Source organism: Micromonospora sp. NPDC005203, assembly GCF_042872705.1.
Lineage (GTDB): Bacteria > Actinomycetota > Actinomycetes > Mycobacteriales > Micromonosporaceae > Micromonospora.
Genome location: NZ_JBIAKV010000008.1, coordinates 242,999 through 255,652, shown reverse-complemented (window position 1 = coordinate 255,652; position 12,654 = coordinate 242,999). Strand labels below are relative to the sequence as shown.

10 protein-coding genes are annotated in these 12,654 nt (G+C 71.5%); 3 read left to right on the top strand and 7 right to left on the bottom strand.

The window, feature by feature from the left end; all coding sequences use genetic code 11:
- Positions 1-6 precede the first annotated feature (6 nt).
- Positions 7-3,507, bottom strand: a complete 3,501-nt coding sequence (gene metH, locus ACFYPM_RS19880) for a methionine synthase (protein WP_387198904.1) — start codon at positions 3,505-3,507, stop codon at positions 7-9.
- Between the two features lie 277 nt (positions 3,508-3,784).
- On the opposite strand from metH, the gene ACFYPM_RS19875 reads away from it, so the two are divergent.
- Together ACFYPM_RS19875 and ACFYPM_RS19870 are read left to right on the top strand one after the other, a co-directional pair.
- A complete protein-coding gene (locus ACFYPM_RS19875; RefSeq protein WP_387198740.1) occupies positions 3,785-4,654 on the top strand; it encodes a PAC2 family protein in 870 nt (289 codons plus the stop codon).
- Positions 4,655-4,775: 121 nt separating this feature from the next.
- The gene (locus tag ACFYPM_RS19870) at positions 4,776-5,567 is read left to right on the top strand and encodes a GntR family transcriptional regulator (RefSeq protein ID WP_387198901.1); all 792 of its coding nucleotides are present in this window, start codon (positions 4,776-4,778) and stop codon (positions 5,565-5,567) included.
- Positions 5,568-5,734: 167 nt separating this feature from the next.
- Here the strand turns inward: ACFYPM_RS19870 and mshC are convergent, their stop codons facing one another.
- From mshC to ACFYPM_RS19840, 6 genes are all read right to left on the bottom strand, one after another.
- Complete coding sequence (mshC, locus tag ACFYPM_RS19865; RefSeq protein ID WP_387198737.1) at positions 5,735-6,973, bottom strand: cysteine--1-D-myo-inosityl 2-amino-2-deoxy-alpha-D-glucopyranoside ligase; 1,239 nt, start codon at positions 6,971-6,973, stop codon at positions 5,735-5,737.
- 66 nt (positions 6,974-7,039) lie between these two features.
- Positions 7,040-7,858, bottom strand: coding sequence for an SCO1664 family protein (locus ACFYPM_RS19860; protein ID WP_387198734.1), 819 nt, complete (start codon positions 7,856-7,858; stop codon positions 7,040-7,042).
- On the bottom strand, positions 7,855-8,442 hold the full coding sequence (locus tag ACFYPM_RS19855; protein ID WP_387198731.1) for a DUF3090 domain-containing protein: 588 nt from the start codon (positions 8,440-8,442) through the stop codon (positions 7,855-7,857). The genes ACFYPM_RS19860 and ACFYPM_RS19855 overlap by 4 nt, the downstream gene beginning before the upstream one ends.
- Before the next feature lie 154 nt (positions 8,443-8,596).
- The gene (locus tag ACFYPM_RS19850) at positions 8,597-9,310 is read right to left on the bottom strand and encodes an MSMEG_4193 family putative phosphomutase (protein ID WP_387198728.1); all 714 of its coding nucleotides are present in this window, start codon (positions 9,308-9,310) and stop codon (positions 8,597-8,599) included.
- A gap of 105 nt (positions 9,311-9,415) precedes the next feature.
- Positions 9,416-10,252 carry an undecaprenyl-diphosphate phosphatase gene (locus ACFYPM_RS19845; RefSeq protein WP_357254159.1) on the bottom strand — a complete coding sequence of 279 codons (837 nt, stop codon included), beginning with the start codon at positions 10,250-10,252 and terminating at the stop codon, positions 9,416-9,418.
- Positions 10,249-11,301 (bottom strand): LLM class F420-dependent oxidoreductase, encoded by a 1,053-nt coding sequence (locus ACFYPM_RS19840; protein ID WP_387198725.1) that lies wholly within the window; start codon positions 11,299-11,301, stop codon positions 10,249-10,251. The genes ACFYPM_RS19845 and ACFYPM_RS19840 overlap by 4 nt, the downstream gene beginning before the upstream one ends.
- Positions 11,302-11,487: 186 nt before the next feature.
- On the opposite strand from ACFYPM_RS19840, the gene ACFYPM_RS19835 reads away from it, so the two are divergent.
- Positions 11,488-12,459, top strand: coding sequence for an aldo/keto reductase (locus ACFYPM_RS19835; protein ID WP_387198722.1), 972 nt, complete (start codon positions 11,488-11,490; stop codon positions 12,457-12,459).
- The last annotated feature ends 195 nt before the right edge of the window (positions 12,460-12,654 follow it).

Below are 12,654 nucleotides of genomic sequence, written 5' to 3'. Positions count from 1 at the left end.
CGCCCGTTACTTGGCGTTGAAGTAGCTGGCCTCCGGGTGGTGGACCACGATCGCGTCGGTGGCCTGCTCCGGCATCAACTGGAACTCCTCGGACAACTCCACACCGATCCGCTCCGACCCGAGCAGGTCCACGATCTTCGCCCGGTCCTCCAGATCGGGGCAGGCCGGGTAGCCGAACGCGTACCGGCAGCCCCGGTAGTCGTTGCGCAGGATCCCCGCCAGGTCCGTCGGGTCGTCGGAGGTCAGCGGACGGCCGCCGGGCAGCGTCAACTCGGACCGGATGCGCCGGTGCCAGTACTCGGCGAGCGCCTCGGTGAGCTGCACGGACAGCCCGTGCACCTCCAGGTAGTCGCGGTACTCGTTGCGGGCGAACAGCTTCGCCGCGTACTCGCTGACCGGCTGACCCACGGTGACCAGTTGCAGCGCGACCACGTCGAGTTGGTCGCCCTTGGGCTTGAAGAAGTCCGCCAGGCAGAGTCGACGTTCCTGGCGCTGCCGGGGGAACGAGAACCGGGCGCGCTCCGCGTGCCCGTTTTCGTCGAGCACCACCAGGTCGTTGCCCTCGGAGTACGCGGGGAAGTAGCCGTACACCACGGCTGCCTCAAGGACCTGGTCGGCGATCAGCCGGTCCAGCCAGTACCGCAGGCGCGGCCGACCCTCGGTCTCCACCAGCTCGTCGTAGGACGGACCGTTGCCGCCGCGGGCCCCGTTCAACCCCCACTGCCCGCGGAAGGTGGCCCGCTCGTCGAGCAGCGCCGCGTACTCGGCCATCGGCACGCCCTTGACCACCCGCGTGCCGAAGAACGGCGGGGTGGGCACGACCACGTCGGCGGCCACGTCGGAGCGGGTCGAGGAGTCGTGCAGCTCGGGCAGGGACTCGGTCACCATGGACCGTTGCCGTTCCCGGCGGGCCCGCCGCGCCGCGAGGGCCGCCTCCCGCTCCGGGTCGATCACCGGGGCGCCGCCCCGCTTGGCGGTCATCACCTTGTCCATCAGGGACAGTCCCTCGAACGCGTCCCGCGCGTAGTGCACCTGCCCGGGGAACATCGCCCGCAGGTCGTCCTCGACGTACGCGCGGGTCAGCGCCGCCCCACCCAGCAGGACCGGCCAGCGCTCCGCGACCCCACGGGTGGCCATCTCGGCCAGGTTTTCCTTCATGATGACCGTGCTCTTCACCAGCAGCCCGGACATGCCGATCGCGTCGGCGCGGTGCTGCTCGGCAGCGTCCAGGATGGCGCTGATCGGCTGCTTGATGCCGATGTTCACCACCTCGTAGCCGTTGTTGGACAGGATGATGTCGACCAGGTTCTTACCGATGTCGTGCACGTCGCCGCGCACGGTGGCGAGCACGATGCGGCCCTTGCCGCCGTCCTCGAGGGTCTCCATGTGCGGCTCCAGGTAGGCCACCGCGGTCTTCATCACCTCGGCGGACTGGAGCACGAACGGCAGCTGCATCTGACCGGAGCCGAACAGCTCACCGACGACCTTCATGCCGTCCAGCAGGATGTCGTTGATGATCGACAGTGGGGACCGGCCGCCGGCCATCGCCTCGTCCAGGTCGGCCTCCAGGCCGTTACGCTCACCGTCGATGATCCGCCGTTTGAGGCGCTCGTCCAACGGCAGCGCCGCCAACTCCTGCGCCCGGCTGGCCCGGGCACTCGTCACGTCGACGCCCTCGAAGAGCTCCAGGAAGCGCTGCAAGGGGTCGTACCCGTCGCGGCGCCGGTCGTAGACCATGTCCAGGGCGACCTCGCGCTGCTCGTCGGGGATCTTCGACATCGGCAGGATCTTGCTGGCGTGCACGATCGCCGACGTCAGACCGGCCTGCACGCACTCGTGCAGGAACACCGAGTTGAGCACCTGCCGGGCCGCCGGGTTGAGCCCGAACGAGATGTTCGAGATGCCGAGGGTGAAGTTGATCCCCGGGTAGCGCCTGGCGATCTCCCGGATCGCCTCGATGGTCTCCAGCCCGTCGCGGCGGGTCTCCTCCTGCCCGGTGGCGATCGGGAAGGTCAGCGTGTCGATGAGGATGTCGGACAGGTCCATCCCCCACCGGCCGGTCAGGTCGTCGATGGTGCGCGAGGCGATGCGGACCTTGTCCGCCGAGGTGCGCGCCTGCCCCTCCTCGTCGATGCACATCACCACCACGGCGGCGCCGTGCTCCCGGATCACCGGCATCACCCGCCCGTAGCGGGACTCCGGGCCGTCGCCGTCCTCGAAGTTCACCGAGTTGACCACGCACCGGCCGCCGAGCATCTCCAGACCGGCCTCGATCACCGCCGGCTCGGTGGAGTCCAACATGATCGGCAGGGTGGACGCGGTGGCGAACCGGCCGGCCAGCTCCCGCATGTCCTGCGTGCCGTCGCGGCCGACGTAGTCCACGCACAGGTCGAGCAGGTGTGAGCCGTCGCGGGCCTGGCTGCGGGCGATCTCCACGCAGGCGCGCCAGTCGCCGGCGAGCATCGCTTCCCGGAACGCCTTCGAACCGTTGGCGTTGGTCCGCTCCCCCACCATCAGCACCGACGCGTCCTGGGCGAACGGCACCGGGTGGTAGACCGACGAGACACCCGCCTCGTGCCGGGGCTCCCGGGGCGGGGCGGAGACGCCGTGCAGCCGCTCGGCCAGCACGCGGATGTGCTCCGGGGTGGTGCCGCAGCAGCCGCCGATCAGCCCCACGCCGTACTCGTTGATGAACCGTTCCAGAGCCTCGGCCAGCTCCACGGGAGTCAGCGGGAAGTATGCCCCGTCGGCGGTCAGCACCGGCAGGCCGGCGTTCGGCATCACCGACAGCGGGATGCGGGAGTGCTGCGACAGGTAGCGCAGGTGCTCGCTCATCTCGGCCGGGCCGGTCGAGCAGTTGAGCCCGATCAGGTCCACGCCGAGCGGCTCGATCGCCGCCAGGGCCGCACCGATCTCACTGCCGACAAGCATGGTGCCGGTGGTCTCCACGGCCACGTGACAGATGATCGGCACCGACTGGCCCAGCTCGGCCATCGCCCGCTTGGATCCGACCACGGCGGCCTTGACCTGGAGCAGGTCCTGGCAGGTCTCGATGATCAGCGCATCCGCGCCACCGACGATCAGACCGGCGGCGTTCTCCTGGTACGCGTCGCGCAGGGTCGCGTAGGGGGCGTGCCCGAGGGTGGGGAGCTTGGTGCCCGGCCCGATCGAGCCGAGCACGAACCGGGGCCGCTGCGGGGTGCTGGCCGCGTCGGCGGCCTCCCGCGCGATCCTGGCGCCCGCCTCGGACAGCTCACGAATGCGTTGCGGGATGTCGTACTCGGCGAGGTTGGCGAGGTTGGCGCCGAAGGTGTTGGTCTCCACGCAGTCCGCGCCGGCCGCCAGGTAGGCGTCGTGCACCCCACGCACCACGTCCGGTCGGGTGACGTTGAGGATCTCGTTGCACCCTTCGAGGCCGTCGAAGTCGTCGAGCGTGAGGTCCGCGGCCTGCAGCATCGTGCCCATCGCCCCGTCGGCGATGAGAATCCGGTCGGCCAGCACATCCATCAACGAAGTCCGCACCCGTCCAGGTTAGTGCGGCGCCCGCCCTGCCCACTGACCATCAACGGGCGATCCCACATTGTGTCAGCGGGATCACCCTGTCCGGTCCGTTCCGTTCTGACCGGGCCTGGAAGCGGCCGACCGGCGCGGCCGACAGGCCGTACCTCCGCCCGGGACGTAGGCTGACAGACGTGAAGGACAACAGCGACGCCGCCGTGCCCCACGGTCTGACGACCGGGCACCATCCCGGCGCCGGCCGCGACGAGCAGGGTGAGGTGACGGCGTGACCGAGTTCGACGGACTGCCGGTGCTGCGGTCGCCGGTGGCCATCGCCGCGTTCGAGGGCTGGAATGACGCCGCCGACGCGTCCACCGCCGCCGTCGAGCACCTCGAGCAGGTCTGGAACGCCCGGCAGATCGCCGAGTTGGATCCGGAGGACTTCTACGACTTCCAGGTCAGCCGGCCCACCATCACCATGGCCGACGGGGAGACCCGCCGGGTGGAGTGGCCGACGACCCGGTTCATGGTGGCCAGCCCGGAGGGCACCGACCGTGACGTGGTGCTGATCCGCGGCATCGAGCCGAGCATGCGCTGGCGGACGTTCTGCGAGCAGGTGCTGGAGATCTGCCACAGCCTCGAGGTGGAACGGGTGGTGCTGCTCGGCGCGCTGCTGGCCGATGTTCCGTACACCCGGCCGCTGCCGATCAGCGGCAGCGCCTCCGACGCGCAGGCCGCCGAGCGCTACCAGCTGACCCCCACCCGCTACGACGGGCCGACCGGGATCGTCGGCGTGCTGCACGACGCCTGCACCCGCGCCGACGTGGATGCCGTCTCGTTCTGGGTGCACGTGCCGCACTACGCCAACAACCCGCCGTGCCCCAAGGCCACCCTCGCCCTGCTGCACCGGGTGGAGGAGGTCGTCGACCTGCCCGTGCCGATGGCCGACCTGGCCGAGGAGTCCGCCGAGTGGGAGCAGCGGGTGCGCGGCGCCGCCGAGCAGGATGCCGAGCTCGGCGAATACGTCCGCGAGCTGGAGGAACGGGTCGGCGACGAGGGCATCACCCCGCTGACCGGTGACGAGATCGCTCAGGAGTTCGAGAAGTACCTGCGTCGTCGGGGCGGTTCGGCCGGCCCCACCGCCGGCTCCTGGTAACACTGCTCACTGCGGGCCCTCGGACCTTTGTGGTCCGGGGGCCCGTTTTGGCGTGTCCAGGGTGGCGCCGTCACACCCTCTAGGGCATCCTAGGAACCTAGATGTGATCAAGGAGGTGGGTGTGCAGATCAACCCCGGGGCCGCCGAGTTCCCGCACCGACAGATCGCCGCGCAGCTCAAGGCCCAGGTCCGCCGCGGCGACTGGGGGCCCGGCGAGCGGCTGCCGTCCATCCCGGCCATCGCCGAGATGTTCGGCGTCGCCAAGCAGACCGTGCAACGCGCCGTCGACCAGTTGCGGGTCGAGGGCATCCTGATCACCAAACCCGGCTCCGGTACGTACGTCCGGGGCACCCGCCGCCGGCTCAACCGGCTCTCCCGGGGCCGGTACGGCGGCTTCCGCGGCTATCACACCGACCTGGCCGCCCGATACCGTCAACAGCTCGTCTCCGTCGGGCACGCCCCCGCTCCCGCCGAGGTGGCCGACGCCTTCGGCGTGTCGGACGGCACCAACCTGCTCTGCCGCCGGCACCTCGTCCGCACCGACGACTCCCCCGTCGAGGTGGGCGCCTCCTGGTTCCTGCCCCGCGACACCGCCGGAACCTCGCTTGAGCGCGCCGAGGCGTTCGGCCGCCCGCTCTACCAGGAGGCCGAGGAAGCCACCGGGCGGCAGTACGTCTCGGCCACCGACACGATCAGCGCCCGCCAGCCCAGCCGGGAGGAGGCCGAGACGCTCCAGATCCGGCCGGACACCCCGGTGCTGCACCTGCTGCACGTCGCGTACGACGCGCACCGCAAGCCGATCGAGGTGGCGCAGGCCACCTGGCCCGGCCCGATGACCACCCTGACCGAGGAGTACAAGATCCCCAGCCCGACCCCGGACCCGGAACCGGACCCCGGCCTGGTCCTGGGCTGACTGTCCCACCTTGCCCTCGCGCACCTGGGCTGAGCCGTTTGATCGACTCGGCTTCCTGGAAATCGGTGCGTCGCAGGCCTCGGGACACCGCGACTTCCCGAAAACCGAGTGGATCAACGCGGGCGCACGGCGCGTGCGGCGTGCGGCGTGCGGCGTGCAGAGGTGGGTCAGAGGCGGATGCCCAGGAGGGCGTCCACCGTCTTCGCGAAGAGGGCCGGGGCGTCCGTGTCGTCGGCGGCACCGGCCAGGGTCGCGTCGGCCCACCGGTCGGCTGCCGCCAGGGCGCCGTGGGTGTCCAGGTCATCGGCGAGGCGCTCGCGTACCCCGGCCAGCAGCGCGGCCCCGGACGGCCCGGCGGGCGCGGCGGCGGCCCGCCGCCAGCGGTCCAGGCGCTCCTGCGCGGCCGTGAGCAGCTCGTCGGTCCAGGTCCGGTCGCTGCGGTAGTGCCCGGAGACCAACGCCAGCCGGATCGCCATCGGGTCCACCTTGTCGGCGCGCAGCCGGGACACGAAGACCAGATTGCCGCGGGACTTGGACATCTTCTCGCCGTCCAGACCGATCATCCCGGCGTGCACGTAGTGCTCGGCGAACGGCGCCTGACCGGTGAGCCGCTCGGCGTGCGCGGCCGACGCCTCGTGGTGCGGGAACAGCAGGTCGTTGCCGCCGCCCTGCACGTCGATGTTGTCACCGAGCAGGTTGAGCGCGATCACCGCGCACTCGATGTGCCAACCGGGGCGCCCCGGCCCCAGGTCGCCGCCCGGCCAGGACGGCTCGCCCTCGCGGGCGCCGCGCCACAGCAGCGGGTCCAGGGGGTCGCGCTTGCCGGCCCGGTCGGGGTCGCCGCCGCGCTCCGGGAAGATCTCCAGCATCTGCTCGCGGGTCAGGTTGGACTCGTAGCCGAACCGGCCGGTGGCGGAGATGTCGAAGTAGACGTCGCCGGTGCCGTCGTCGATGCGGTACGCGGCGCCGTCCTTGACCAGCACCTCGACCTTGTCGGCGATGTCCGGGATCGACTCGACCGCGCCCACGTAGTGCGCCGGCGGGATGATCCGCAGCGCCTCCATGTCCTCGCGGAACAGCGCCGTCTCGCGCATCGCCAGGACCACCCAGTCCTCGCCGTCGCGGGCGGCGCGCTCCAGCAGCGGGTCGTCGATGTCGGTGACGTTCTGCACGTAGCGCACCGGACGGCCGGCGTCGCGCCACATCCGCTGCACGAGGTCGAACGTGATCATGGTGGCGGCGTGACCGAGGTGCGTGGCGTCGTACGGGGTGATGCCGCAGACGTACATGCTGCCGGCGTCCGCCGGCTCGCTCGGGTGGACACCCTGCCGCGCCGAGTCGTACAACGCCAGTGGCTCGCCCCTGCCCGGCAGCCGTGGCACCTCGTGTCCCGCCCAAGACTCCATGGGATCAGCCTAGCCAGCCCGACGACGCCGACGGAGCGCCCCACAGGTGATCAAGATGACAGCGGCTCACATGGGCGGCCAGGGGATCGCCGGCCAGTCCTCCGGTGGCTGCGGGAAGCGGCCGGTCTGGCGCAACCTGTCGATCCGGGCGGCCACCTCGGCCACCTCGCTGATCGTCAGGTGGTCGGCCAGCTCCGCGCCGAGCTCCCCGGCGACCTGCCCGGCGAGCCCGTCGAGCATCTCCACGGCATCCGGGGGCAACTGCTTGCCGGCCCAGCCCCAGAGCACCGTGCGCAGCTTGTCCTCCACGTGGAAGCTCACCCCGTGGTCCACCCCGTAGATCCGGTCGTCGGCACCGACCAGCACGTGAGCACCCTTACGGTCCGCGTTGTTGATCACCGCGTCGAGCACCGCGAGGCGCGCCAGCCGGGGGTCGTCGGCGTGCGCGAGGGCGTACGCCGTGCCGTCGTCGTCGCGGGCCGCGGCGATCGGGAACCAGCGCGGCGGCAGCTCCCCGGCCGGCAGGAAACCCACGAGCGGGTCGGCGTCCTCCGGCTCGTCGATCCACAACTGGCAGGAGCCGGGGCCGAACGGGCCGTCGCGCAGCACCGTGGGCGGCACCAGGCCCCAGCCGGTGGCCCGGGAGACCAGGTACGCCGAGACCTCCCGGCCCGCCAGGGTGCCGTCGGGGAAGTCCCAGAGCGGACGCTCACCGCGAACCGGTTTGTAGACGCAGCGGGCGGTGGCCCCGTCCAGGGTCAGGATGCCGCGCAACGTGGTGTTCGAGGCGTCGACCAGCCGACCCTCCAGGTCGAGCGTGCCGTCGCGCAGCAGCCGCAGCGCCGCGTCGCCGTCCTGGCGAGGCTGGAGGCCGGACGAGGTCACCGGTGATAACCGTTGTGCCGCGGGCAGAGGTGCCCGGCGGGGTCCAACGGTTGGCCGCAGAGCGGGCACGGAGGCCGACCCGCGTTGACCACTCGCCGGGCCCGCTCGATGAACTGACGGGTGGCCTGCGGGGTGAGCCGGACCCGGAGCCGGTCGAGGTCCTCGTCCGGCTCGTCGTCCTCGACCTCGTCGTCGGGGTCCTCGTCGTCCTCGTCGCCCAACTCGACCTCGGGCTCCACCTCGCCCGCGGCGATCGCCTCGATCACCACGGTCGCGGTGTCCACGTCGAAGGCCAGCCCGAGGGTCCCGACGCGGAACTCCTCGTCGACGGGCGTGTCCAGTGGCTCGTTGTCGCCGATCACCGGGGCCAGCTCGGGCAGGTCCACCCCGAAGCGCCGCTGCGCCTCGGTGAGCAGCTCCTCCAGCTTCTCGGCGAGCAGGGACACCTGAACCTTTTCCAGCGCGACGCTGACCAGCCTGCCGCCGCCGCGGGCCTGCAGGAAGAACGCGCGCTCCCCCGGCGGCCCGACAGTCCCGGCGACGAACCGCTCCGGCGGTTCGAAGGCGTGCACCTGGTGGGTCATACCCACGACCCTATCCGGCCCGCCTTGGCATCGCGCACCCCACCGACGCGAATCGCCGCAGCGGCGGCGCGCCCGGCGTACGAGGGCCTAAACCCGGGCGTGGCGGCCTTTCTGGCGTGCGCCGCTCCGGTCGGGGACGGTGTCGTGACGTGACTCACCGCGACCCGCCCGCCCCACCGCCGACGGCCGCGTCCGAGTCGGCGACGCGGTTCGCGCGCCGACGCCGCTTGGCCGGCGGCGGCACCAGCGCCGCCAGGTCGCCACCGGTGTCGTTGAGCCGCACCAGAAACGGACGCAGCGGCGTGAACCGGATCGCCGTCACCGACGCCGGGTCGGCCACGATCCGCTGAAAGGCATCCAGGTGTACGCCGAGCGCGTCCGCCACGATGGCCTTGATCACGTCGCCGTGGCTACAGGCCAGCCAGACCGCCTCCGGCCCGTGTTCGGCGTTCACCCGGGCGTCCCAGGAGCGCACCGCCGCCACGGCACGCGCCGCCATCGCCGCCATCGCCTCCCCGCTCGGGAAGACCGCCGCGCTGGGGTGTTGCTGGACAACCGGCCAGAGCGGCTCCTTGGCGAGCTTCTTCAGCGGCTGCCCCTCCCAACTGCCGTAGTCGCACTCGATCAGCCCGTCCTCGACCACCGGGGTGGCCTGCGGGAGGGCCAACTCCAGGGTCTGCCGGCACCGGATGAGCGGGCTGGTCACCACGGCGGCCAGTGGCACCGCCCGCAGGCGCTCGCCGACCGCGGTGGCCTGGGCGCGTCCGGTGTCGTCCAGCTCGACCGGTTGGCGGCCGGCGAGGCCGCCATCGGCGTTCGCCGTGGTTCGGCCGTGTCGCAAGAGCAGAAGGGTCGCCACGGAGACCACCCTATGACCTGGACCCCGTGCCGGGCCGTCGTGGGCGGCGGAAGGACGATTGCGGCCCCCGACTCCGCTCGCGGGCGGGGTCGGGGGCCGTCGTCGGCGGGTCGCTCAGGTGGCGTCGATCGCGCCGGTCAGCAGCAGGGCCAGGACCAGGGTGCCCAGCGCGACCCGGTACAGCACGAAGACGTACAGGGTGTGGTGGGCGACGTAGCGCAGCAACCAGGCGATAGCCGCGTACCCGATGCCGAAGGCGATGAGGGTGGCCACGATCGTCTGGGCCACCGTCGGCACGGAGGTGCCCGGGGCGGACGGCTCGAAGACGTCCCCGAGGCTGAACACGCCGGACATCACCACCGCCGGGATGGCCAGCAGGAACGAGTACCGGGCCGCCGCCTCCCGGGTGAGGTTGAGCAGCAGGCCGGCGGTGAGCGTGCCACCGGAGCGGGACACCCCGGGGACCAGCGCCATGGCCTGGGCGAAGCCCATCACGATGCCGTCCTTCATCCGGAAGTTCTCCAGGGTGCGGGTCTGCCGCCCCCAGTACTCCGCGAACGCCAGCACGAAGGCGAAGACGATGAGCGTGGTCGCCACGACCCACAGGTTGCGCCCGGCGGTCTTGATCTGGTCCTTGAACAGGAAACCGAACAACCCGATCGGAATCGAGCCGACGATCACATACCAGCCCATCCGGTAGTCGAGGCTGGAGCGGACCGACGTGTCGCGGATGCCCACCAGCCAGGTCCGGGTGATCCGCCAGATGTCCTTGGCGAAGTAGATCAGCACGGCCGCCTCGGTGCCGAGCTGGGTGACCGCGGTGAACGACGCGCCGGCGTCCCGGTCGAAGAAGATCGCCGAGGTGATCCGCAGATGCCCCGACGAGCTGACCGGCAAAAACTCGGTCAGTCCCTGGACGATGCCCAGGACGATGGCCTCAACCCAGGTCACTCGCCGACTCCCGAAAGCTCCAGTGCCTCGGCGACGGTACGCAGGGTCTGCACACCGCTGTCCCGGTCGGCGACGAACAGGGTCACCGACAGTGTGGTGACGCCGGCGGCAGCGTACTCCCGCATCCGCTCGGCGACGCGCTCCTTCGGGCCGAGCAGTGAGGTGCGGTCGATGAACTCCATGGGTACGGCCGCGGCGGCGTCGCGCTGCCGCTTGGCCAGGTACAGGTCCTGCACCTCGCGGGCGGCGTCGCCGTACCCCATCCGGGTGGCGAGCTGGTTGTAGAAGTTCTGCTCGCGGCTGCCCATGCCGCCCACGTACAGCGCCGCGTACCAGCGGACCAGCTCGGCGCAGGAGGCCACGTCGTCGCCGATCACCACGGGCACCGAGGGCACCACGTCGAACCCGGCCAACTCCTTGCCGACCTTCGCCCGACCGGCGCGGACCGATGCGAGCTGCTCCTCGGCGAACTCCGGGGCGTAGAACACGGCCAGCCAGCCGTCGGCGATCTCACCCGCCAGCTCCAGGTTCTTCGGGCCGACCGCCGCCAGGTAGATCGGTATGTGCTCGCGGGGTGGATGGAAACCCAACCGCAGGGCCTTACCCGGGCCGTCCGGCAGCGGCAGCGTGTAGTGCTGCCCGTCGTAGGCCACCTCCTTGCGGGCGATGGCCAGCTTCACGATGTCGACGAACTCGCGGGTCCGCGCGAGGGGCTTGGCGAAGCGCACACCGTGCCAGCCCTCGGAGACCTGCGGACCGGAGACACCCAGGCCGAGCCGGAACCGGCCACCGGAGAGCGCGTCGATGGTGGCGGCGGTCATGGCGGTGGCGGCCGGCGTACGGGCGGGGATCTGCATCACCGCGGCGCCGACGTCGATCCGTTCGGTCTGGCCAGCCATCCAGGCGAGCATGCTGGGCGAGTCGGAGCCGTACGCCTCCGCCGCCCACACCACCGAGTAGCCCAGCCGGTCCGCCTCCTGGGCGAGGGCCAGGTGGTCGGCCGGTGTGCTCCACGCTGTCTGGTATCCGAGACTGAGCCCGAGTCGCACTGGTCCTCCCCCATCCGTGGCACAGGTCGCACCAGGTTACGCAATGCCGAAAACGGACTCGATCACCGGCTCGACACCTTCGCTCCCCCCTCCGTCGGGGCAGCCCACGGCGGCGGAACCGGCAGAACCGGCAGAGATACGGGAGCGAGGATATCCGTGGCGGCAGGTTCGAAATAAGGTTCACCCATGCAACAGCGACCGCTCGGCCGAAGCGGGCTGGCGGTTTCCCGGCTCGCGCTCGGCACCATGACCTGGGGCCGGGACACCGACGCCGACGACGCGGCCGCCCAGCTGAAGAGTTACCTGGACGCGGGCGGCAACCTGATCGACACCGCCGACGTGTACGGCGACGGCGACGCCGAGTCGGTGATCGGGTCGCTGCTGGGCACCCTCGTGCCCCGCGACGAGCTGCTGATCGCCACCAAGGCGGGGCTGCGCCCAGGCAGTGGTCGACGTCGCGACGGCTCCCGGGGACACCTGCTGCGGACGTTGGACGCGTCGCTGCGCCGCCTCGGCACCGACCACGTCGACCTGTTCCAGGTGCACGGGTACGACCCGGACACCCCCCTGGAGGAGACCCTCGCCGCGTTGGACCACGCGGTGGCCAGCGGCAAGGTCCGCTACGTCGGTGTGTCGAACTTCTCCGGCTGGCAGACCGCACGGGCCGCCGCCTGGCAGACCGCCTGGCCGGGGCGGGCGCCCGTGGTCGCCACGCAGGTGGAGTACTCGCTGCTGGAACGGGGTGTGGAGCGGGAGGTGCTGCCCGCGTGCGACGCGCTCGGCCTCGGCCTGCTGCCCTGGTCACCGCTGGGCCGGGGCGTGCTCACCGGCAAGTACCGGCACGGCCGTCCGGCGGACTCCCGAGCCGCGTCGCCGCACTTCGAGCGGTTTGTCTCGACGTACCTGGAGCCGCGCTGCTCCAGCATCGTGGAGGCGGTGGCCACCGCGGCCGGCGGCCTGGGGGTGTCGCCGCTGGAGGTGGCATTGGCGTGGATCCGGGACCGGCCGGGGGTGACCGCGCCGATCCTCGGCGCACGCACGGTCGGGCAACTGCTCGGCGCGCTGCCCGTGGAACGGATCACCCTGCCGGAGGAGATCACCACCGCGCTGGACGACGTCTCGGCGGTGCCGTTGGGCTACCCCGAACGCGACAGCTGACCGGCGATCTTCCTCGCCCCCGGTCGCGGCACTCGGCACTCGGCACTCGGCACTCGGCACTCGGCAAGATCGTGCTCGATCCTGGATGCGGTGGCATCCCACGACGACGTAACCACTACGTCATGGATCGAGCGCGATCTTGGGCACGGCTGGGCGCGGCACGGCGGCAGATGCTTGGGGGCAGGGCGTGCCCGC